Origin of the sequence: Enhygromyxa salina (assembly GCF_002994615.1) — a bacterium.
GTDB lineage: Bacteria > Myxococcota_A > Polyangia > Nannocystales > Nannocystaceae > Plesiocystis > Plesiocystis salina_A.
This window is the reverse complement of sequence record NZ_PVNK01000211.1, coordinates 32,917-54,472: the sequence shown is the minus strand read 5'-3', so window position 1 is coordinate 54,472 and position 21,556 is coordinate 32,917. Positions and strand designations below refer to the sequence as shown.

Genomic DNA, 21,556 nt, shown 5'->3' with positions numbered 1-21,556 from the left:
GGGGGCGGCGGTCGCTGGGGCGGCGGCCGCCGGGGCTGGGGCGGGTTCGGGCTGCGCTTGCAGCACTTCGCCCGGGGCCGGGATGTCGACCGGCTTCTTGACCTCGCCCGGAGCCGGAACGTCGGCTGCGGGTGGTTTGACCTCGCCCGGGGCCGGGATGTCGGCGACGGGGGGCTTGACCTCCCCGGGTGCCGGTACGGCGGCCTGGACTTCGCCTGGGGCGGGCACGTCGGGCGCGGGGCTGTCAGCTGGGGCCTCTGGGGCTCCGGCCGCAGCCTTCTTGGCCAGACGGGCCTTTAAGGCGCTGAGGTCCTTTCCTTTCTTCGGTGCGCTCAAGACGGCTCCCTTGGATGCATGCGCTTGCGGGCTCGATGTGAGCCGCGTATGGCGACGCGCAGGATAGAGACAAGCTCGTTCGGGTGTCAACGCCAGAAATGGTGATGATCGGCGAGAAAACCGGTAATTTCGCCACGAGGCGGCGATCTCAACCGAGTCGGATCCGCGCGAACGCGCGGCGGCGGTACGAGTGATCGCCGTCGTGTTTTGCTCGGGTTTCGTCGCAGAGGGATCTCATGGTCGGAGATCCCATGGCGAAGAGGCGCTTCTTCCGCAGGATAAGACTGTTTTGTGAACTAAATTCATGAAATTTCGGTGGAGACTGCGCCAGCAAGATAACTTTTGTCTAGAAAGTGAGAATTGGCAGCTCGAATTAGTGTTGCGTTTTTTCGTTTCGGTATGTAATGGTTTGAGTAACGCGCTTGGCTCATCACACGCGTGCCACACGCATACCCAGCCACGTGGCCCATCGTGTTACATGGCTGTTGATCACCCAGATCCACGACGAGAAAGTTTCAAACCGAGGGAAAAAATGAAGAAGACGCTTGTGCTTTCCATGATGCTGTGCGGTTCGATGAGCTTGGCGCTCGCTGGCTGTGCAAAGGACGATCAGCCCGCTGACAGCGGCGCGGCGACGGCCAGTGACACCAACAACGGTGACGGCGACGGTGACCCCGGCGAGACCGGCAACTCCGGCGAGGGCGAGGACGACGGCACCGACACCGAGGATCCCAGCACGAGCCTGACCTTCGTGCCCGAAGACGACTTTGGTGGCGTGTCCGAGTGCGATCCCTTCGCGCAGGACTGCCCCGACGGCGAGAAGTGCGTCCCCTACGGGAGCACGGGCGGAAACTGGGACGCCAACAAGTGCGTGCCCGTGACCGGTGCGGGCGTCCCCGGTGACACTTGCACCTACGCCGGCGTCGTCGAGGCGACCGACGACTGCGACGCGACCTCCCACTGCTGGGACGTCATGGACGTCGACGGCCAGAACGTCGGCGTGTGCACCGCCTTCTGTTCCGGCACCGCGGACGACCCGATCTGTGAGCCAGGCACCTCGTGCCTGATCGCCAACGAAGGGTCGATCACCATGTGCATCACCCAGTGCGACCCCCTCTTGCAGGACTGCGCTGCGGGCCTCGCTTGCTTCTGGGCAGTCAGCGACTTCCAGTGCATCTTCACCTCGGGCGAGATCCCGACCGGCGAGACCTGCGGCTACATCAACGACTGCGAGGTCGGTGACACCTGCCTCAACGCCGAAGTGATGCCGGACTGCGCTGGCTCGGCCTGTTGCGGCGACTTCTGTAGCCTCAGCGAGCCGGTGTGTCCGCTCGCGGGCACCGAGTGCTCCGCCTTCTTCGAGGAAGGCATGGCGCCTCCCGGATACGAGGACGTCGGCGTCTGCATCCTGCCCGGCGCCTGATTCAGGCTCACTCCAACGACGAGAAGGCCACCCGCGAGGGTGGCCTTTTTCGTGGTTCTCGAGCTCCTGTTCACTGCCAGTAATTCATGAACTTCAACATTCATTAATAAAGAAGATGAACGGGTGAGTTTACTTTGCTTTAATATTTAAAGTAGGTATATTAGTTTCATGATGCAGGAAGCTAACCGTTGGCTAGTGGTGATTGCAAGCGCCGGACTCCTCGCCTGTGGCGACGGCCCGAAGCTCGTCGGCGAGACCGGTGGCGAGGACGTTGGAGCCACCGAGACGAGTGGGGCCAGCGATCTCGGGGATCCCGACGGCGACGAGACCGAAACGACCGAGGGCGAGGCCAGCTTCGTGCCCGACATCGGCGACGGCGAGGCCGAGTGCGATCCGTGGGCGCAAGACTGCCCCGGCGGCGAGAAGTGCGTCCCCTACGGGAGCACGGGCGGCAACTGGGACGCGAACAAGTGCGTGCCCGTGCTCGGCGAGGGGCAGCCCGGGGACAGCTGCACCTATGAAGGAACCTCGCTGGCCACGGACTCCTGCGGGCCCGAGTCACACTGCTGGGACGTGATGGAGGTCGACGGGCAGCTCGAGGGCGTGTGCACTTCGTTTTGCGACGGGAGCGCCGACAGCCCCCTGTGCGACCCCGGGACCTCGTGTCTGATCGCCAACGAAGGCTCGATCACGCTGTGCATCGATACCTGCGATCCCCTGCTTCAGGGCTGCTCCGAGGGCCTGGGCTGCTTTTGGGCCAACAACGACTTTCAATGCATCTTCACGGCTGGCGAGATCCCGGAGGCCGAGGCCTGCGCGTACATCAACGACTGCGCGCCGGGCCTGACCTGCGCCGCCGCGGAGGTGCTCCCGAGCTGCTCCGGATCGAGCTGCTGCGCGGCCTACTGTGACCTCGCGGCGCCGGACTGCCCGCAAGAGGGGACCGAGTGCACGCCCTTCTTCGAGGAGGGCCTCGCGCCCCCGACCTACGAAGACGTGGGCCTTTGCATCTTGCCAGGCGCCTGAGCGTGGGCTCAACGCCGGGACACGTGGAGGTCGAAGCCGAACTCGGCGAGCGGCTGGTGCTCCGGCGTCTGAGCGTGCCACTTCAGCGTGGCGTGGTTGGCGCTGTCGCGGAGATCCTCGAAGTAGAGGAACCCGCGCATCTGCGTGCCCGGGAGCAGCACGCCCCAGGGCAGCGCGAGGCGGCCGAGCTCGGCGTCGTCGGTTCGGACCGTCTCGTAGTTGAGGCTGCGCCCGGGGTCGTAGCCCAGCTGTTGCTGGGCGTAGGCGTTGGGATCGGCGCCAGCGGGCACGGCCTGAAACGCGCCGCCAGCGTCGTAGAGCACGTAGTCGAAGCCCCGGCGATCTCGCAGCTCGAAGTCGCCCGGGGCCAGCAACACGGGCGAGGGCCCCATGTTGGCGACCAGGACGTGGACGATTGTCAGATCTTCGCCGTAGGCCGAGTCGCCCTCCCAGGTCTCGGTCGTCAGGACCACGGTGATCCCGGTGTTGGCGTCGCGGGCCAGGAGGCGGTGCGATCCGTCGGCGGCGACCACGGCGGCCTGAGTCGCGCAGCCGATCGAGCCGACGCAGAGGCCGACAAACGCGAGAGAGAGCGCGATGCGGTCGAGCACGAAGGGATAGTAGCAGTGACCACGGCTGTTTGGACCCCCGCAGCCGCCCTGCACCTCGCCACGCCGGGCCGCGAGCGGCCGGTCGCTCGCGTTCCTCGCTCCCATGGCCGCCCGCTGCGCGTTGGGTCGGGTCAGGGCTTGGCCAGGCCCAGGCCGGGGATCAACGCCTCGGCGAAGCGCTCGGGCTCGACGACGCCAGCGTCGAGGAAGAAGCGCAGTCCCTGCGTGCGGTGGTCGAGGCCGCCCTTGCGATCGTCGATCAGCGAAGCGACAGCGAGGCGCGTGGCGGCGGCGTAGGGCAGGGCCCGGCAGCGCTCGAAGCTGGCGAGGGCGGCCTCGAGGCTCTCGCGCGCGCCCTCTCGGTCGCCATCTTGGGCGAGGAGCACGCCGTGGTAGGCCTGGCCGCGGGCGCGGTGGTAGCTGCCCGGATAGTTGAGCAGGTACTTGATCGCGCGCAGCAGCACGCGCCGGGACACCTCGTGACCCTGAGCGCGGGCCGCCAGGAGCGCCGAGGCCTCGGCGCTCACCGCCTCGGCCTTCGCGTCGGGCGCCCGCGTCGTCATTGAATTGCGCAGCGGACCCCGGACCTCTCGTACGGCGCGCAGGGCCTCGGCCGGCTGTCCGAGGTAGATCGCGCAGCGAACCTTGCTGACTAGCGCGGACAGGTGGCCGAGCGAGAAGCCGAGACCCTCGAGCAGCGCCATGCCCTCGTCGAGGGTCTCGAGCGCAACCTTCGGTCGGCCCTGGACCAGGTGGGTCATGCCGAAGTCGGGGCTCACATAGCCGTGGATCAAGGCCGAGCGATCATCGCGGCCGCGGGCGTCGTCGAGGTACTCGCGCAGCTGACCCTCGAGCGAGCGGAGGTCGCCAGCCCGGGCGCTGGCCACGGCGCGCATCAGCAGCGCGAGGCTGGTCATGATCCCCCGGACCGCGACCCCGACGTCGTCGCCTCGATCGGCGCGTCCGGACCGCCGGAGCTTGCGCAGCGCGACGTTGATGCTGTCGCGGTAGGACTCGCAGTCCTCGGCGACGAGGCCGATGTGGACGCCGCGCTGGAGCGCGACGCAGGCGACCGCGAAGGGATCGGGCTCGTCGAGCCGGGCGAGGATCGCCTCGGCCTCGGTCATGAGCGCCTCGCCTTTGGTGTTCTGGCCGAGGTAGCTGCGGGTCACCCCTTCGAGGCTCAAGGCGATCGCGACCTTGTCGGGATCCTGGCTGCGCAGGGCCAGGCGCACGTAGGTGGTCGTGAAGTAGCCGGCCAGGAACAAGTCGTGGAACGCGTAGACCCGGGACACCGCCGAGCAGATCTCGAGGCGCAGGCGCTCCTCGAAGCCGAGCTCGATCTCGCTGGGCCGGGGTCGAAACCCGCGCAGCCGCAGCAGCGCGCGCTCGCGCAAGAGGAGCAGGGTCGTCGTGGTCTCGCCGCGGGGGACCGGCAGGCCGATCTCGCGGCCGAGCTCGGCGAGCAGATCGAAGCCGGTGTCGAGCTGGCCGGCCGAGAGCAGGTGGATCGCGGCCTTGGTCCGCAGCTCGAGCCCCGAGGCGACCGACACGGTGCTGGTCTCGGCGTCGAGGTAGGCGTGGGCGGCCTCGACCCCGCGCCCGGTCCACGCGAGGGCGTGGGCGCGGCCCACGAGCAGCTCCTGGCGGCTGACCCGGTCGTCGGGAGGGTGGCGCAGGGCCAGGTCGTAGAGCTCGACCGCGCTCTCGAAAGCCATCGCGTCCATCGCCGCGTCGGCCGCCTCGATCGCCCAGCGCGCGGCCTCGACCTCGCGCCCTGCGCCGACCAAGTGGGTGACGAGGCGCTCGAGATCTTCGCCGAGCTCCTCGAGCATTTTCGCGATCGCCAGGTGCGTGTCGCGGGCCTGGTCGGGGTCGAGGTGCGCGAGCAGGGTCTGGCGGATCTGATCGTGGAACACCTCGACGCGGCCGGCGTGCGCGCCGCTGCTCGAGCGGATCCACAGGCGCGCGCGGAGGATGTCGAGGCCGCGGTTGAGGCCGGCGCCGTCGAGCCCGGCGAGGGCCGCGAGATCCGGCGGCGCGAGCGGGCGCTCGGCGATCGCGAGCACGTTGAGCATCGCCCGCTCTTGCTCGCCGAGCTTGGCGATCTCGGTCCACAGGCACTCGGTCAGCGAGGGCGGATCGCCATCCTCGAAGTCGGTCGTCGAGCGGAGGAGGACGTCGAGGAAGAAGGGGTGGCCCGCGGCGGCCTCGATCAGCGAGTGGGCGAGGGCCGAGTCGCCGTCGACGGGGCGACCGTGGAGCTCGGCGAGCTTGGTGACGTCGGCGCTGGTCAACGGGCCGAGGGTGATCCGCTCGAGCGTCGGCGAGGCCAAGAAGGGCAGGGCGGGCTCGGGCGGGGCGTCGAGCAGCTCGGTCCGGCCGGTTGCGAGGACCGCCATCGGCGGGGCGTCGGTGCCCGAGGTCAGGGCCGAGAGCAGCGCCCAGCTGTCGGGGTCGGCCCACTGGAGGTTCTCGACCACGAGGACGAGGTGGCTGCGCTCCGCGAGGCGCGAGAACAGCTCGCGGAACGCGGCGAACATCTGGCGCTGGAGCGCGCCGCGGTGCTGCCAGGAGCCGTGGCGCACGCCCATCTCCGCGAACGCGTGGACCCGCTGCAGGACCGGGAACGCGCGGCACAGCAGCCAGGCCTGGCGCGGCAGCAGCTCGCGGATCTCGGCCAGGCCGAAGCGCTCGGGCAGCTCGATGCTGAGCTGGTCGACGAGGGTGTCGAAGGCCTTGAAGCGGACCTGCTCGTGCTCGTGGCAGCGGCCGCGCAGGACCCAGGGCCGGGCGTTGACCTGAGCCGAGAAGCGGTCGACGGCCTCGCGGACCAGCGCCGACTTGCCGATCCCGGAGTCGCCCAAGACCAGCATCTGCTGGGCCTGCTTGGTCCGGGTGGCCTCGAACAGCGCGGCGATCTCGTCGAGCTCGCGCTCGCGCCCGACGCAGGGCAGCTCGCGGGGGCTCGCAACCTCGGGCCCGTCGTCGCGGACGCCGCCCCAGGCCCTGGGCCCGGCGCCCAGCCACTGCAGGATCGTCTCGCCGCTCGGGCGCGCGTCCGGATCGACGCGCAGCAGCTCCATGCACAGCTGCTCGAGATCCTCGGGCACGTGCTGATGGGTGAGCTCGCTGGGCCGCGTGGTCACGGCCAGCTGCTTGTCGGCCATCAGCGTCAGCGGTGAGCCGACCACCGGCCACTGGCCGCACAGGGCCTCGTAGAGCATCACGCCGACGGCGTACCAGTCGGCCGGGGGCCCGGTCGGGAGGCCCGAGGCCTGCTCGGGCGCCATGTAGGCCGGGGTCCCGACGACCTTGGTCTCTCGCTTGGCGCGCTCGTCATCGAACTCGCTGATCAGCCCGAAGTCGAGGATCACGACGCGCCCGGCGTGGGTCACGAGCACGTTCGAGGGCTTGAGGTCACGGTGAACCCGGCCGGCCTCGTGCAACACGTGGGTCGCGTCGATGAGCTGGAGGAGGCTGTGGCGCAAGCGGCCCTCCTCGAACAGCTCGGCCCCGTTGCCGCCGGTCTTGTGCTCGCCGCTGAAGCTGCCGCCGACCGCGGTGACGCTGCCCTCGATCGTCCCGCTGCCCGGCCCGCTGCCGGTCTCGTAGACCTGGCTCGGTCGGGCCGTGGACATGTAGTCGTGGTGACTCTCGGCGACCGGGCGGACGTGGTCGAGGAAGCTCTGCCCGTCGATGAACTCCATCGACAGGTACCACTGGCCCTCGGACTCGAGCAGCTCGCCGAGGCTGACGAGGTTGGGGTGCGAGAGCCCCTTGACCGAGCGAAACTCGTGCTTGAAGCGGAGCAGGGCCTTGCCGGTCACATACCCGACGGTCTTGAGCGCGACGCGAGTTCGGAGCCGCCGGTCGTAGGCGAGCGAGACCGTGCCCATGCCACCCTCGCCGAGCGGGCCGAGGGCCTCGAAGCGATCGAGGAGGGAGTCGAGCGCGTCCGTCATCGGGCGCTGCGCCCCTCGAGCTCTCGGTCTGGTGAGCTGTCGAACATGCCCTGGTCACCGAGAGGCTACTAAAAACGCTCAGTACTTTCCGCCGTCGGCGAGGATTCGGCGCACGTCGGACAGCGATTGATAGCCCTCGCGTAGCTCGTGGTCCCGGAGGTCGTCGAGGCGGCTCTGGACCGCGCGGGCGGCCTCGGACAGGAGCGCGCGGGCCTCGGACTCGTGGCCCTGCTCCCGGAGCAGGAGGCCGAGGTGGTGGAGCGAGCGGACACCGTCGAGGGGCGCCGCGCCGAGGCGGACGAGGCGCTCGGCGTCGCGCTCGTGGCCGATCGCACCCTCGATGTCGCCATTTTGCGCCGCGATGAGCGCGAGGACATGGGCGGCGCGCGCGGTGCTGGAGCGCAGGCCCTCGGCCCGGCCCCGATCGTAGACGCGGGTCGCGATGAGATCGGCCTCGGCGATGGCCTCGGGGCTCGGGTCGGCCTCGCCGAGCTCGTCGACTGGCGTCGTGACCAGGACCCGCGCGAGCCGGACCTCCGCGCGCAGCTGCGTGCGCAGATCTCCGCGCCGGGCCGCGACCTTGGCGGCGTCGGTCAGGAGCACGTGGGCAGCCTCGGGATCTCCGAGGCGCGCGACGACGATCCCGAGGCTGACCATGACGTCGTTGAGCAGGCCCGGGTGACCGATCGCCTCGTGGAGCTCGAGGGCCTTTCGGAGGTAGCGCTCGGCCCGACGGTAGAGCCCGATCGCCGTGTACGCGAGGCCGAGGTTGGCGAGCTTGACCCCGGTCGCAAAGCGATCGCCGAGGTCGCGGTCGATCGCCAGCGCGGCCTTGAAGCAGTCGATCGCCTCCTGGTAGCGGGTGCTGCGGCCGGCGACCTCGCCGATGTTGTTGAGCGCCTCGGCCTCGAAGCGGCGGTGGCCGATGCTGCGCGCGAGGTGCAGGGCCTCACGAAAGGTCTCGCCCGCGCTCTCGAGCCGCCCGGTCCCGAGCTGGACCCGGCCGACGGCCCGCAGCAGCTGGACGCGCTGGCGGATCCCGCGGTTGTCGTTGGCGCAAAAGGCGAGGGCGTCGCGGGCGATGGTCTCGGCCTCTTCGAAGTGGCCGCGGGCGAAGTTGAGCTCGCTCTCGAGCTCGCTGAGGATTGCGAGGTAGCGCTCGGACTCCCGCAGCGCGTGGACCTTGGCCTGAAGCCGGGGGACCAGGCGCGTGGCTCGGTGCGTCCGGCCGCACTCGAGGTAGAAGCGAAGCAGCCGGAGCGAGGCCACGACCTGCTTCTGGTCGCGATCGGGGCTGTCGAGGGCCTCGGCGACCGCGAGCAGCTGACGAATGTCGGCGCCCTGGGCCCGCCGCCGACCCCACGCGCGCAGGATCGGCTCGCGCTCGAGCAGGACGTCGAAGCGGCGCGGATCGTCGGGCTCGAGCGCGCGCAGAGCCTGGCTCAGGTAATAGTAGGCCTCGACGTTGCCGGCCACGTTCTCGGCGTGCCGGGCCGCTCGCATGGCCGGGCCGAAGACCTCGTGATCGCGGCCGGCGTGCATCAGGTGGTCGGCGATCGGGCCGTCGTCGCGGCCGGCGACGTAGTCGCTGCGGCGCTGCTTGATCTCGGCCGCGCGGCCGTGGAGCTGCTCGAGCGAGCCGGGCGGGAGCTGGGTCTTGCAGACCTCGTGGAGGCTGACCGTCGAGAAACACAGCGAGCGGCTTTCATCCGCCCGGCTCGGGCTTTGCCCGAGATCTTTTGCGGTCCGCTCGGGGGGGAGGCTGGGCGCTTCAACTTCGTGTTCGACGAGGCCCGCCTCGATCAGCGCGTCGAGGTTGGAGCTGACCGGGCGAGCGAGGAGCTCGGCGAGCTCGGCCGCGCGGAAGCTCCGGCCGAGGATCGCGGCGCCGAGGAGGGTCTCGCGCTCGGCGGGCGCGAGCTCGTCGACCCGGGCGACGAGCGCGTCTTCGATGCTCGGCGGCAGCTCGATCTCGGCGCCTCGCTCACGGACCAGGAGGTGCCGGGCCTGGGCGTTCCAGGCGATCGTGCCCCGGTGGAGGAGCGACGCGAGGATCTCCTCGATGAACAGCGGGTGGCCGCCGGTCCGGGCGAGGATCGCCTCGCTCAAGTCAGCGGCCTCGCGCGGGTCCTCGAAGCGGCGCAGGATCATCTCGCGGGCGGCGGCGGCGTCGAGCTCGTGGAGCTCGACCACGGTCACCCCGCCGCGCCGCGCGAGCGCGTCGGCGCGGGGGCCCGGGCGCGCGGTCGAGATCCCGAGGATCGGCAGCGGGTGGTTGGCGTCGGTCCACTCCTCGAGCACGCGCAGGCTCGGCTCGTCGATGAAGTGGAGGTTCTCGATCACGATCAGCACGGGGCGGCGCTGGGCGAGCGAGCGGATCAGTCGGCGGATCAGCCGATGGATCCGCTCGCGGCGTTGGTGGGGGTCGAGCTCCCCCTCTTCGGCGCCGAAGTACAGGCCCAGGGCCGAGACCAGCGCCGTGGCCAGCTGCTCGGGCTCGCGGACGCCGTAGTCCTCGAGCTTGCGGACGATGGTCTCGAGCCGGGTGTCGGACTCGATGCGCAAGAAGCGACGCAGGAGGGTCAAGAACACCCCCAGCGGCTGGTTGCGGGTCGACCACTGGCCGACGCCCCGCAAGACCGCGCACGCGCTCGACGGCAGCGACGAGACGAAGCGATCGATGAGCGCCCGCTTGCCCATGCCCGGGGCCCCGCGGATCAGCACGCTGCGGCTGCCGGGTCCGCGGATCGCCTCGGCGAAGCTGTCGCGGAGCGCCTTGAGCTCGAGCTCGCGTCCGTACAGCGACTTGCGGCCGATCCAGGTCTGCTGGCTGCGGCGCTCGGCCTCGGACAGCGGCCCGAGGACCGGGGCCACGCGCTGGAAGTCTGCGGCCCACGGGGACCCGGCGGCCTCCTCGGGGATCTGCGGGTCGAGCCACCCGGCCTCGCCGATGCGCCAGGCCCGGCGGAGGCGCTCGACGAGCTCGCCGGCGACCATGATCGGCTCTTCGACGACGTGGCGACCGACCCGGTCGAGCTGCTCGGCGAGGCCCGGGGGCAGCTCGACCGTGAGGGTCCCGTCTTCGCCGCGAACCAGGGTCAGGTGGGTTGTCAGCAGGACCAGGCCCAGGTCGACGCCGGGCGCGTACTCGGCCACGCTCTCGCGCATGGTTCGGGCCACCCGCAGCGCCCGCTCGGCGTCGTCGCTGGCGCTGAGCATGGTCCCGAACACGAGCAGCGCGCCGCGCTCGTGGATGCGCTGGACGTGGGCCTCGCGCTTGAACGCGATGTCCTGGACGAGCTCGAGCAGCGGGCGGACGTCGGGCGAGGTCGCGCCCATGTGGCGCTCGAAGCTGGCGTGGAGCAACACGCAGCGCGCCGAGGTGCGGACCGGACGCAGCGGGAGGTTGCTGTCGCCGATCTCGCGGGTCTCGACCACCGACAGCCCCGACGCGGGCCGGTTGACCGCCCGGACCGCGCCCTGCTGGGGCTCCTCGCCCCGATAGGCGCCCAAGAATTGCGACACGACCTCGTCGTCGACGACCGGATCGGCGCGATGGAGGAACTGCGCGAGCGCCGACTGCATCGCGCGGGCGGAGTCCCAGCGCTGGTCGGGGTCGCGCGCGAGGGCCTTGTCGACGATGTGGGCGAGCTCGTCGGGCAGATCCGGGGCGCGCTCGAGGACCGGCGCGACCGGCTGGGTTCGGACGCGCTCGAGGGCCTCGAGGCGATCGCGGGTCCGAAACAGGAGCTCGCCGGTCAGGAGCTCGTGGAGCACGATGCCGAGGGAGTAGATGTCGGAGCGCTGATCGACCGGGCGGCCCATCGACTGCTCGGGCGACATGTACGCGACCTTGCCCTTGATGGTCTCGAGCTCGGGCGGCGAGTGGCCCTTGTCCCAGGCCTTGCGCGTGCGCGCGATGCCGAAGTCGAGGATCTTGACCTGACCCTCCCAGCTGAGCATCAGGTTGTGGGGGCTGACGTCGCGGTGGACGATGCCGAGCGGGGCGCCGTAGTCGTCGCACTTGCGGTGGGCGTAGGCGAGCCCCGACGCGACCTGGTGACCGGCGTAGGCCCCGATGACCGCCGGGAAGCCGTCCTCGCGAGCGCGGACCGCATGGAACAGGCGCATGAGATCCACGCCCTCGATCAGCTCCATCGCCAGGTAGAAGGTCCCGTGGATCTGACCGAAGTCGAAGACCTGCACGATGTTGGCGTGGTTGAGGCTCAGGGCGATCTTGGCCTCGTCGACGAACATTCGCGTGAAGTCGCGATCGTCGGCGAAGTCGGCCCGGATCTTTTTGATCACGACCCACTTCGTGAGCCCCTCGGCCACGCGGACGCTGGCCTGGTAGACCTCGGCCATGCCGCCCTCGCCGATCAGGCGAGTCAGCACGTAGCGGCCGAAGGGGCGGGGTAGATCCTGGGTCATGGGGCGGAGCTCTGGCGCTGGCTTTACCACCGCACGGGGCCCGCGTCATGGCGGGCGTCCCGTGCCAACTCAGGCCCCGACCGTGGTCAGTGGGTCGATGCGCGGCCAGAGTGCGGCCAGAGCGCGGCCTGAGTCCAGGGCTCAGTCGAGGGCGTAGATCACCAAATTGTCGAAGCGCGTGGGCGCCTCCCAATTGTTGAAGGCGAAGTGGTCCTGGCCGGGGCCGAGCAGCGGCGCGCCGTCGACCATCTCGGCGACGAGGCGGCCGTCGAGCTCGAGGCGGAGCTCACCGCCGCGGCGGGTGATGGCCACGCGGTAGCGTCGGTCGGGCTCGATCTTGGGGTCGACCGGGACGGCGATGCGGTCGTCGCCGTGCTCGTCGCGCCGGGCGATGACGTTGAGCGAGTTGTTCCAGCCGCCGAGGATGAACACGTAGCCCGTCGCGGTGTAGCTCGCGGTCTTGGCGTAGCTCTCGCCGTCGCCCGCGAGCTCGACCTTGAGGTCGCCCTCGTCGGTCTCGGCCCACGCGTCGAACTCGATGCGCACGTCTGGGGGCAGGGCCTTGCGCAGCCACACGGGGTGGTTGTGGAGGTCGGCGAGGCGCAGCGCGCCGCGCTCGAGGGTCGGGCCCGAGCCGGTCGTGAGCCAGTCGTTGCCGAGCACCCCGCGGTCGAAGTTGTCGGTAAAGATCACGCGGGCGCCTGCGCTGGCGGTCGTGTAGGTGCGAGGGATCTCCTGACAGGCAGCGAGGACGCCAGCGACGACGCACAGCGCGATGCCGGACGAGCGCAGCGTGAGCTTGGTTCGGTCGAGCTTGGTCATGGGGCCCACCTGCGGCGCTCGGGATCGGGATCGAGGAGTCGCTCGAGCAGCTCGGTGAAGTGCTCGTCGGGCACAAGCTCCGCGAGCAGCGTCCGGGGGTCGAAGTCGAGGTCGAGGCGATCGAAGTCCGAGGGCAGGGGCGCGGGCGCGATCGCGAGCTCGAGCATGACCACGCCCGCGGCGTAGATGTCGCTGGCCGGGCTCGCGGGGGTTCCGGCTTTGATCTCTGGCGCGAGGTAGCGAAGGGTCCCGGCCCGGACCTTGGCGCCGGGCCTCGACCCCCGCGGCTCGTTGCCGATCGCGAGGCCAAAGTCGGCGAGCGCGATCGGGGAGCCGGCGCGGGCCTCGCGGACCAAGATGTTGGCCGGCTTGACGTCGCGATGGACCGCGCCCGCGGCGTGGACCGCCCGCAGGGCCAGGCGCAGCTGCTCGGCGACCGCCCCGAGATCTGCGGGGGTCAGCAGGCGCCTGCGCATGGCCAGGCGGAGGTTGCCGCCGCGGCACAGCTCGAGGGCGACGAAGCGGTGGCGCGGCTGAACGTCGAGCAGCGCGACGACGTGGGGGCTGCGGACCTTGGCCAGGGTCTCGGCCTCGGCGAAGAAGCGGGCCTCGACGACCCGGGCCGGGATCCCGTCGCGGCGGGCGTCGTCGCCGAGCAGGCGCTTGATCGCAACCGAGCGGCCGACCCGACGATCGTAGGCCTCGTAGACGACCGCGTGGCGTCCTCGGCCGAGGGGGCGGCCGAGCTCGTAGCGATCGAGGCCCACGCCGCCGGCGAGCTCGAGGGCCTCGAGGCCGTCGAGCAGCGACAGCCCGCGGCTGCGATGCTCGGTCGACTGGCCCCGGCGCTCGAGCTCGCGCGCGCAGCTCGACCAGCCCCGGAGCGCGCGCGCATGATCGACGTCGATCGCGAGCACGGCCTCGAAGTGGCGACGCGCCCGGTTGATGTCTCCGCGCTCGAGCAGGTGCTCGCCGAGCATCAGGTTGGTCGAGATCTCGAGCTCGAAGCGCTCGGCCCGGGCGCGGGCGCGGGCCGGGCCCGTCAGCGCTCGCTCGTCGCCGGGGTCGGGGACGGCGAGGATCGCCCGCGCCAGCTCGACGCCGAGCTCGGGATCGAGGGCGTCGAGGAGCTCGCTCGCCAGGCGCAGGGCGATGTCGAGCCGCGGGTGGCGGGACAGGTGATCGACGACCGCGACGACGGCGCCGCGGAGGTAGCCAGCGTGGGACAGGGCCCGGATCCGCTCATCGATGACCGAGAGCGGCGCGTTGGCGTCGAGCTCGTTGACGAGATCCTGCAGCTCCGCCAGCTCATCGGGCGTCGTCGCGCCCTCGCCAAAGCGAGCGAGGATCGCCGAGATCGCGGCTGCGAGCGGAGTCTTGGCCCCGTCGAAGGGCCTGCGCGCGCGCGTGGGTGCCAGGGACTCGCTCATGGTTCGGACGGGAAGGTACCAATTTGGCGCCCGTGTGCGACCGTCGCATTTGTTGTGAGGCCGCACACGCCTGGGCCATCGACTGACCCGCCTCCGAACTCAACCGTACCCCCACATCCGAACGACCATTGGCGCAATTACAGGAAAGGTCCGGGCTTTTATGTTGGCACTTGGCAGGAATTGATCGCCATATGTATCGGGCTTGGGCGAAGCGAAATGCGGTCACCGGAATGTCGGGGTTGAGCCCGTCGCCGAAGGTGTCGAGCGGCGCCGTGCTCGCCATCGCAGGGCCTCTGGAACCGAATGGGGTGAAAATCACCAACGCTGCACGACGTGGGGCAATGACTCGGCTATCGTTTATCAGCGAGGTCAAAAGGTGAGACCCGAACCCCCCGATTGCGGGAGGGTTGACGCGCCGACCGAAGCTCGGCGAGAAGCTCTGAAAGGTCATGGACTCTCTCCAACCACTGCGTGGGCTGTACGCCTCGGGTCGATACCGAGAGGCCCGCGAGTGCTGCCGTGCGCGGGTCTGGGCGGCCATGCACGCGCGAGAGTCGGACGGAGCTCCGACCTTCGTGACCGTGCTCGAAGCCCTGACGATCGCGGGGCTGTCGAGCATCGCCATGGACGAGCTCGATCAGGCCTGGATCGATCTGCACGATGACATGCGCGACCACTGTCGCGCGTTGACGGGGCGCGGGCTCGAGAGCGTGATCGGAGAGATCGCGGAGCCCGGGGTTCGCCAGCGCATCGCCCACGGCCAGGCCCGCCTCGTCGAGCTCACGATCGCCGAGCTCGAGCCCTCGGAGCTCGTCGGTGAGCTCGCCGCCCGTGCCCTCCGCGTGGCGCGTGGCGCCCGGGTGCCGCTCGCCGTCACCCACGCGGGGCACCAGATGCTTCGCACGATCCGGTATCTCGGGCGCCACGAGCACGCGGCCGAGGGCTGGCGCTCGTTGGCGTGCATCATCCGCGCGCGCCTGAGTCACGGCGATCCGGTCCCCTCGGGCTATCCGGCGAGTCGGAGCCTGGCCGAGGCCGTGGCGACCTTGCACATCACGGCCTCGCACTCGCCAACCTACGCCCAGTTGGCGCGGCAGCTCCGGCGGGTCGCGCGGGAGGTCGGCGACGTCTGGGCCATGGCCGTGGCCGATCATCTCGGGCCGACGGCGGCGCCGACGGCCGAGGCCTCGTCTGCGCCGCGCTCGGTCTTGTCGGCCGACGCCGAGCTCCACCGCCTGCGCACGGCCGCGTGGTTCGACGCGCTGCGCGAGCCGGGCGCCGCCGACGTCGAGGTCTACCTCGACGCGCTCGCGGGCGGACCGCTGGCGAGTCGGCTGTACTACCCGTGGCAGTCCTTGCTTCGTCGGCGGCGATACGGCGTGGTCCCGACCGAGCTGTGCGCTCACCTCGACCGTTTGCTCGCGACCTTCGACTCGCGGATCGTCGCCCAGCTCGGCCTCCCGAAGTGCTCGTTCGACGCCTACCTGCGACCGCGTGTGCTCGCGCGGATCATCTGTCTGTGACGCGCGAAGGGGGGCGCGGCCGATCGCGGTCGCCCCGGGCTCAGCTGTAGAGCTCGCAGACCTCGAGCTCGAAGGCCGGGTCGCCGGGGGGCTCGAAGCGGGCGCGATCGTGGACCAGGAGCTCGATCGCCTCGCCCGGACCGACCGGGGCGCCAGCGAGCGAGACCCTGACCCCCGGGGCCGCGAGGGCCACGACGCGCTCGCCCTCGAAGTTCAGCGCGACCGGCAGGCGCCGGGTCGGCGTGATCCACAGCGGCCCTCCGAGGGGAGCGAAGGCGGTCCAGGCGGTGGCCAGGCGATCCGCGGCGAGGTCGAGACCCGCCTCGCGCAGGAGCGCGAGGGGGCGCTGATCGTGGTCGACCTCGTCCGTCGAGGATCCTGCCCGGCCCGCTGGCGCGCGCTGGGGACCCCCGCCTGGGCCCCGGCGTGACCACAGCTCGAAGCTCGACGCGATCCCGAGCGCGAGCACCCGCGCGCCGGGGAGCTCGTCGTCGAACAGGGACCAGTCCTCACCGGGCGCGAGGGCCTCGCCGTCGAGGAAGCTGCCGGCGCGCGAGCCGAGGTCGCGCACGACCAGGTGCGGCTCGCCCTCGGGGCTGAAGGCCAGGGCGAGCTCGGCGTGCTCCCGCGAGATCGCGGCGCCCGAGATCGTCAGCTCGCACTGCGGGCCCCGACCGAGGCGCAGCTGCGGGCGCCCGATCACGCGGACCACCGTCGGCTCCGGGCTCGGGGTGTCGTCGGCCGCGATCTCGCGCACGCTCAGGCACAGCGCGCGGCCGCGGATCAACCGACGCTCGAGATCGTGGAGCGCGAGCGCGAGCGAGGGCAGGGGGGTTCGACCCTCGCGCTGGGCGTCACGCACGTGCTCGAGCAAGAGGGCGTGGGCGAGCCCGCGGCGACCGGTCGCGAGCGCGGCGTCGACCTCGAGCTCGAGGCTGCGCTGCTCCTTTTGCTGCTGGTCGCGCTGGTCGAGGATCTCGTGGACGGCCTCGAGCTGCTCGATCGCCCCGGCCTCGGTGTAGGCCTTGACCGCGCGGGCGAGGAGCCCGAGCTGCTCGTAGAGGCGACCCGCGGCGCCGGCCCGTTGGCCGGCCTCGAGCGCCTGGGCGGCTTCGAGCGCGAGCGCGCGCCGACGTGCGCCGGGCTCGACGGCCTCGGCCACGCGCAGGAGGGCCTCACCGAGGGCGCGGTGCAGCGCCTGGCCCTGGTGGGTCGTGGCCGGGTTGCGGGCGCAGCCCTCACGCAGGACCGCGAGGCGCTGCTGCTCGTCGCGCAGGGTGTCGGCGTGCTCGAGGCGCAAGCTGGCCGCCTGGGCGTGCTCGCCGACGTACTCGAACATGCGCGCGGCCTCCTGCAGCTCACCGGCCTCCTCGAGGGCCAAGGCCGCGCGCAGCTGAGCGCGGTCTCGGGGCCGCCGCGCTCGCTCGTCGGCGCCGGTCTCGTCGTCTTGGCCCTGGCGCCGTGGCTTCATCGTCTCGGGGTCGCTCCTGGTTCTTTTTATAATGGTTCCCGCTGGCTTGCCGGGGCCGCCCTCGCCCGGCATCCTCCTGCGGTGGCGCAGAGCATCCTCGACCCGGTCGCGGCCGGCCAGACTCGGTTTCGGATGCAGGGTCTGGCGCCCGACGCCCGCGGGATTGCGATTGGGCGCGAGGCGCTGGTCGTGTTCGAGTCCCTCGATCGCTGCGTGGCCTTCTTGGGCGCCTACAGCGTGGAGGCCAGCCTCGACGACCTCTTGCCCAGCATGACCCTCGAGCGCGCGCGCCGAGGTGGCGGCGGCACGGCCTTGCTGATGCGCTGCGAGGCCACCGACGGCTACGCGCTCGATCGGCTCTCGCGTCTGGCTGGCGCGGCCCGCAGTCAGGTCTACGTTGGCGCGGGCTCGGTGTTCGTCCGCTACCGAGAGTCCCTCGCGCCCTTTGGCTACGATCTGGCCGTCCCCGTCGCCGAGCTGCTCGCGCGCGAGGGCAACAGCGCCGGGTTGTCGGCCCACGAGGTCCTGGTCGTCGACCGTGAGTTTTTCTCGCGCTACAAGAGCGAGGATCGCATCGACCCGATCGAGCTGATCCAGCGCCTCGAGCTGCGCGCGGTCGCGCTGCCGATGCAGGGGATCGCCTCCGATCCCGAGCTGTGCGGGATGCGGGACATGGCGCTGCTGCTGGTCGCGCCGGGCATCGCGGATCGCGTGCTGGCCTACCTGTGGCGCAAGGAGATCGCGATGGCCGGGGTCCGGGTCGGGCTCGCGGAGGATCGCCGCCCAAGCCTGTTGCTGCGCCTGCGCAACCCGCCGGGGCGGATCCTCGACGTGCTGCGGCCGATCCCCGGGGTCGAGCTCTTGGTTCCGGTCTCGCCGCGAGCCGCCGTCGAGGCCGGCTGGGTCCACGCGATCCACCTGGCGTCGGCGAGCTCGTGCCTGCCCGGGGACGAGATGTACCTGTTTCGAGGGCGCGCGGGCAGGGTCGAGCGCATCGACGGGGCCCCGCGCTTCGTCGACGGGCGCTACCTCGTCCAGACCGAGGTCCACCTGCGCGAGGCCGAGTTCGAGGTCGAGCCGGTCCAGATGCAGGAGGCGGGTCAGCTCCACGTCGATCTCCGGCTCCGGCCCTCGTCGATGGCGCGGGAGCCCCGGGCCTCCCTGATCGCCTGGAGCGAGCTCGAGCTGCTGCGGCGGCTGGTCTACCTGGTCCCACCGAGCGCGCTCGCGGCCGCACGCCTGGTCCCGCTGAGCGAGGGGCTCCTGGTCCTCGGGGGAGGCGCGCGTTTCGCACGAGATGGCCGCGCGCTCTCGGTCGGGACCGTGATTCCGCTCGGCCAGCGCTTTTGCGAGGTCGCGCCGGGCGTGCTCGTACCCGACGGCTTCGAGCTGTGGCCGCGGCTGCGCGCCGATCTGATCCGCGAGCTGCTCGGGCTCGAGGGCGACGACCGGGCCGTGTTCCTGGGCCCGGGCCGCGACCCGATCCACATCGCCGACGAGCGCATGATGTCGCTCGACGCGGCCGCGATCGGCACGCTCGAGACGACCGAGGCCGAGCTCGTCGAGCCCAGCCTCCCGGCGCTGGAGCCCGGCACGATCACCAACCAACGCCTCGGCCGCTTCGCGCTGTGGGGCTTCCGCAGCCAGGATAGCTAAAGGTTTGTCTTGCCCCCCACAGGCGTCGGCGACTCTGCCACGCACGGCCGCAAGCGGCCGGTCGCTCGTTCCTCGCTCGGTGGGCTGGGATGAGCCTCGCGCCGGTCTGCGTGGCCCCCCAGAGGGGGGCTTGTCTTGCTCCCCACAGGCGTCGCTCGTTCCTCGCTGGGGGGCTGGTATGAGCTTTGCGGGGTCGTGTCGTGGTGGGGGGGGCGCGTAGCTTTGGTTGCGCCGCCGTTCAACACGACCGCGGGGTTCCTCGCGCGCTTTGTCGAGCCGCTGCTTGGGGGCGGGCAGGTTGAGGTCGAGGCGCCGCTCTCGGCCCACGATCGTGAGCAGATGCTGACCGAGGCTGGGCCGCTGCTGGATCCGAGCTTCGTCCATTTGCGCGGGCGCGTGGGCCAGCGCCTGGTCGCCGATCCGGCGCTGCCAGATCCGGGGGCCGATGAGCTGTCGCTGTGGCTCGGGCTCCACGATGTCCTGGCCCTCGATCACCCGGACACCGAGCGGGTGTGGACGCGCACGTCGACCTGGCAAAAGGTCGAGACGGAGACCCGCAGCTTGCTGGCCTTCGCGCGACCGGTCGACATGGCCGACGCGCTCGCGCGTCACCTCGCGGTCGGGGCCTTCTTGGATCTGCGCCGCGAAGATCACGTGGTCTCGGGTCCCGACGGCGAGTTTCGCTTTCGCGGTCAGGAGCCCCCGCGCCGCCGCTTTGGCCTGTTCTCGCCGAGCGTCGCCGACGTCCGGACCGAGCTCGTCCGCTGGATCGACCAGCCGCACGCGACGATCGTCGATCGTCTGCTCCCCGACGTGATGTGGGTCAGCCCGCTGACCTCGCTGCTGCGGCCGGCCTGGGCGCCGCCCGGCTGGACCCCGCTGATGGCGGTCGAGTTTTTGCGCGCGCGACCCTACGCCCGGGCCGTGTGTCACGCGTGGGCCCAAGAGCGCGAGTGGCTGCGGATCGGCGGGGTCGTGGCCGGGAGCTTGCTGCGCTCGCTCGATCTCCACGGTCCGGTGTTTGGTGACGTGGAGATCGCGGGGGTCCCGGGCGGCGCCGCGGCCATGCAGCGGGCAGCCAAGGCCGCCCGCGCTGAGAACCTGGGCTTCGACGATGAGCTCGACCGCGAATTCGGCGACGAGCAGCCGGCCCTGCCGGCCCCGGCGATCCCGACCGAGGCGGCCGACCTTGGCGCCGTGGTCGGCGCGCTGATCCACCTCCACGTGCTCAAGGTGCTCGAATTCGACGCCCGCATCAGCATCGGGCTCGGCGCCCGTGACTGGGCCGTGCAGACCTTCTTGGCCCTGCCGCTGCTCCTGCCGGCGCTCGAGCGCACCCTCGGCCGGCCCTTTTTTCTGGATCCGGCCGCTGACAGCCCCACCGACAAGCCCGAGGCGTCGCGAGGGCCCCGCGGTGGCGCCGGAGCCGTGGACGAGGGCTTCGCGCGCCGCTGGGAAGAGTACCGCGATCACCTCGCCGGGCTGGTCCCACGCAACGTCGTGGACAACCTGCACGCGACCCTGGTCCGGCGAATACGCGAATAGTAGAAAGACAGCCTGCATGACCCAACCGCTGCAACCGCCAGCCAAGCCGTCCGTCGGCGCGGGGCTCGGCAAGAAGCAAGAGCCCACGGTGTCCGTGGCGCTGACGATCCCCGAGCTCGCGCGGCGTCTGCAAGACGGCGCCCGACGGCTCGAGGCTCAATTCCTCGGCAAAGAAGAGACCATCCGTCTGCTGTTCATCTCGGCCGTGGCCGGTGAGCACATGGTCATGGTCGGTCCGCCGGGCACGGCCAAGAGCGCGCTCGTGCGCGCGTTCGCCGACACGATCGACGCCCGCTACTACGACTACCTGCTGACGCGCTTCACCGAGCCCAACGAGATCTTCGGGCCCGTCGACATCCAGGCCTTTCGCCAGGGCGCGTATCGGCGGCGCGTCGAGGGCATGCTGCCCGAGGCCGAGATCGCGTTCCTCGACGAGATCTTCAAGGCCAACAGCGCGATCCTCAACAGCTTGCTGGGCGTGCTCAACTCGCGCCGCTTCTCCCACGGCAACACCACGATCGGGGTCCCGCTGATCTCGATGTTCGCGGCCAGCAACGAGGTCCCCAACGACGACGCGCTCTCGGCCCTGTTCGATCGCTTCTTGCTTCGGGTCCGCGTCGACTACCTCGACAGCTATCAATTTCGCGGCTTGCTGCAAAAGGGCGCCGCGCTCGAGGCCCAGGCCCTCGAGGCCCAGGCCGGCGGCGGCGTCGCGGCCACGGCGACGGTCTCGGCCCGCGACCTCGTCACGATCCAGGCCGAGTTTGGTCGCCTGCTCGAGAGCATGGACGAGGAATTCCTCGCGACCTACAAGGGCCTCGTGTTCCAGATCCGGTCCGAGGGCATCGGGCTCTCGGACCGCCGCGTGGTCAAGATGCTCAAGCTGTTCGCGGCCTCGGCCGTGTTCGACGGCCGCGAGCAGGTCAACGACGCCGACTTCTTCGTGCTCCGCCACGTGTGGAACACGCCCGAGCAGCAGGACATCCTCCAGGAGATCGTCGGCCCGATCCTCGACGCGTGGTACGAGCAGCACCCCGAGCAGCAGCGGATCGGCGCGACGCCGACGAGCCTCCAAGACCTGCTCGCCGAGCTCCGGATCATCCGCGAGACCCTCGCCAGCGCCGAGGTCCTGTCCGACATGCAGCTGTTCTCGCAGCTGCGCAACCTCGGCGACATCAAGGCCGCCCTCCAGCGCATGAAGGACAACCCCGCGGCCGAGCGGATGATCGGCGAGGTCGACAAGCTGCTCGAGACGATGTTCGCGTCGAGCCGCTTCGTCTGAGCCGCGGGTAGGGTAGGGAAGGGCAGGAGGACGAG

At 70.8% G+C, this 21,556-nt stretch carries 12 protein-coding genes and 1 pseudogene; 6 read left to right on the top strand and 7 right to left on the bottom strand.

Features of this window, described 5'->3' with window-relative positions; translation table 11 throughout:
* Window positions 1-228 (bottom strand): annotated as a pseudogene (locus tag ENSA5_RS38955) (hypothetical protein); the annotation flags it as partial.
* Between the two features lie 640 nt (window positions 229-868).
* Between ENSA5_RS38955 and ENSA5_RS24910 the strand changes: the two are divergent.
* A complete protein-coding gene (locus ENSA5_RS24910; RefSeq protein WP_506737590.1) occupies window positions 869-1,759 on the top strand; it encodes a Cys-rich lipoprotein in 891 nt (296 codons plus the stop codon).
* Window positions 1,760-1,927: 168 nt separating this feature from the next.
* Window positions 1,928-2,785, top strand: a complete 858-nt coding sequence (locus tag ENSA5_RS24905) for a hypothetical protein (RefSeq protein WP_258183009.1) — start codon at window positions 1,928-1,930, stop codon at window positions 2,783-2,785.
* 8 nt (window positions 2,786-2,793) lie between these two features.
* Here the strand turns inward: ENSA5_RS24905 and ENSA5_RS24900 are convergent, their stop codons facing one another.
* From ENSA5_RS24900 to ENSA5_RS24880, 5 genes are all read right to left on the bottom strand, one after another.
* Window positions 2,794-3,396 (bottom strand): hypothetical protein, encoded by a 603-nt coding sequence (locus tag ENSA5_RS24900; RefSeq protein ID WP_146156081.1) that lies wholly within the window; start codon window positions 3,394-3,396, stop codon window positions 2,794-2,796.
* 131 nt (window positions 3,397-3,527) lie between these two features.
* Window positions 3,528-7,361 carry a serine/threonine-protein kinase gene (locus ENSA5_RS24895; RefSeq protein ID WP_106394194.1) on the bottom strand — a complete coding sequence of 1,278 codons (3,834 nt, stop codon included), beginning with the start codon at window positions 7,359-7,361 and terminating at the stop codon, window positions 3,528-3,530.
* A gap of 78 nt (window positions 7,362-7,439) precedes the next feature.
* Entirely contained in the window at window positions 7,440-11,792 is a 4,353-nt protein-coding gene (locus tag ENSA5_RS24890) for a serine/threonine-protein kinase (protein ID WP_106394193.1), read from the bottom strand.
* Between the two features lie 141 nt (window positions 11,793-11,933).
* Window positions 11,934-12,614 (bottom strand): L-type lectin family protein, encoded by a 681-nt coding sequence (locus ENSA5_RS24885; RefSeq protein WP_146156080.1) that lies wholly within the window; start codon window positions 12,612-12,614, stop codon window positions 11,934-11,936.
* Window positions 12,611-14,044 (bottom strand): serine/threonine-protein kinase, encoded by a 1,434-nt coding sequence (locus ENSA5_RS24880; protein ID WP_106394191.1) that lies wholly within the window; start codon window positions 14,042-14,044, stop codon window positions 12,611-12,613. Before ENSA5_RS24880 ends, ENSA5_RS24885 begins: the two co-directional genes overlap by 4 nt.
* Window positions 14,045-14,493: 449 nt before the next feature.
* On the opposite strand from ENSA5_RS24880, the gene ENSA5_RS24875 reads away from it, so the two are divergent.
* Window positions 14,494-15,567, top strand: a complete 1,074-nt coding sequence (locus tag ENSA5_RS24875; RefSeq protein ID WP_146156079.1) for a hypothetical protein — start codon at window positions 14,494-14,496, stop codon at window positions 15,565-15,567.
* A gap of 40 nt (window positions 15,568-15,607) precedes the next feature.
* Here the strand turns inward: ENSA5_RS24875 and ENSA5_RS38195 are convergent, their stop codons facing one another.
* A complete protein-coding gene (locus ENSA5_RS38195; protein WP_181198115.1) occupies window positions 15,608-17,038 on the bottom strand; it encodes an FHA domain-containing protein in 1,431 nt (476 codons plus the stop codon).
* Window positions 17,039-17,119: 81 nt separating this feature from the next.
* Here ENSA5_RS38195 and ENSA5_RS38190 point away from each other — a divergent pair, with 81 nt between their 5' ends.
* The 3 genes from ENSA5_RS38190 to ENSA5_RS24865 all read left to right on the top strand — a co-directional run bounded on the left by ENSA5_RS38190 (window position 17,120) and on the right by ENSA5_RS24865 (window position 21,521).
* Window positions 17,120-18,694, top strand: a complete 1,575-nt coding sequence (locus tag ENSA5_RS38190) for a hypothetical protein (RefSeq protein WP_181198114.1) — start codon at window positions 17,120-17,122, stop codon at window positions 18,692-18,694.
* Window positions 18,695-18,916: 222 nt separating this feature from the next.
* Window positions 18,917-20,239 carry a hypothetical protein gene (locus ENSA5_RS38185; RefSeq protein WP_181198113.1) on the top strand — a complete coding sequence of 441 codons (1,323 nt, stop codon included), beginning with the start codon at window positions 18,917-18,919 and terminating at the stop codon, window positions 20,237-20,239.
* A 16-nt stretch (window positions 20,240-20,255) separates the two neighbouring features.
* Window positions 20,256-21,521 carry an AAA family ATPase gene (locus tag ENSA5_RS24865; protein ID WP_258183007.1) on the top strand — a complete coding sequence of 422 codons (1,266 nt, stop codon included), beginning with the start codon at window positions 20,256-20,258 and terminating at the stop codon, window positions 21,519-21,521.
* Window positions 21,522-21,556 lie beyond the last annotated feature (35 nt).

Bases quoted from the DNA above. Each gene is read 5' to 3' on its own strand.
- ENSA5_RS24885 (WP_146156080.1), bottom strand. From the start codon at position 12,614: ATGACCAAGCTCGACCGAACCAAGCTCACGCTGCGCTCGTCCGGCATC.
- ENSA5_RS24905 (WP_258183009.1), top strand. From the start codon at position 1,928: ATGATGCAGGAAGCTAACCGTTGGCTAGTGGTGATTGCAAGCGCCGGA.
- ENSA5_RS24865 (WP_258183007.1), top strand. From the start codon at position 20,256: ATGACCCAACCGCTGCAACCGCCAGCCAAGCCGTCCGTCGGCGCGGGG.
- ENSA5_RS24895 (WP_106394194.1), bottom strand. From the start codon at position 7,361: ATGACGGACGCGCTCGACTCCCTCCTCGATCGCTTCGAGGCCCTCGGC.
- ENSA5_RS38195 (WP_181198115.1), bottom strand. From the start codon at position 17,038: ATGAAGCCACGGCGCCAGGGCCAAGACGACGAGACCGGCGCCGACGAG.
- ENSA5_RS24880 (WP_106394191.1), bottom strand. From the start codon at position 14,044: ATGAGCGAGTCCCTGGCACCCACGCGCGCGCGCAGGCCCTTCGACGGG.
- ENSA5_RS24890 (WP_106394193.1), bottom strand. From the start codon at position 11,792: ATGACCCAGGATCTACCCCGCCCCTTCGGCCGCTACGTGCTGACTCGC.
- ENSA5_RS24875 (WP_146156079.1), top strand. From the start codon at position 14,494: ATGGACTCTCTCCAACCACTGCGTGGGCTGTACGCCTCGGGTCGATAC.
- ENSA5_RS24910 (WP_506737590.1), top strand. From the start codon at position 869: ATGAAGAAGACGCTTGTGCTTTCCATGATGCTGTGCGGTTCGATGAGC.